The organism is Bombella dulcis, from assembly GCF_026385505.1.
Taxonomy (GTDB): domain Bacteria; phylum Pseudomonadota; class Alphaproteobacteria; order Acetobacterales; family Acetobacteraceae; genus Bombella; species Bombella dulcis.
The window spans coordinates 1-296 of the sequence record NZ_JANIDV010000026.1 but is presented as its reverse complement, the minus strand read 5'-3'; the positions used below and the strand labels follow the sequence as shown (position 1 = coordinate 296).

The following is a 296-nucleotide window of genomic DNA, read 5'->3' as shown; positions in this document are numbered from 1 at the left end:
ATCGCTGGGAAATATATTCACCCTGGTGAAGAGATAGGATGTGGTTGCCGAAAGCAGCAAATCATCCCCGGATATAACGACTGAGAATAGACAATGACCATACTCGCCTATGACCGGGTCGGCTCCGTCCGAACCTTTGATGAAAACGGGCGTCTGCGGGTCGAAACCACGCCCATAAGCAAGGCCAACGTCTGCGGATATTGGGGCAGAGAGATTCCGGATCATGCGCATCTGGGCCTCGATCCGGACAAGATGTACCAGCTCCTTCGGGACCCGGATGAGCTGAAGAAGGCAGT

Annotated in this window: 1 protein-coding gene; it reads left to right on the top strand. The window is 54.1% G+C overall.

Annotated features, from left to right (window positions below):
* Positions 1-93 precede the first annotated feature (93 nt).
* On the top strand, positions 94-296 hold a 203-nt coding region (locus NQF87_RS08770), incomplete at its 3' end, for a DUF2213 domain-containing protein (protein WP_266128026.1).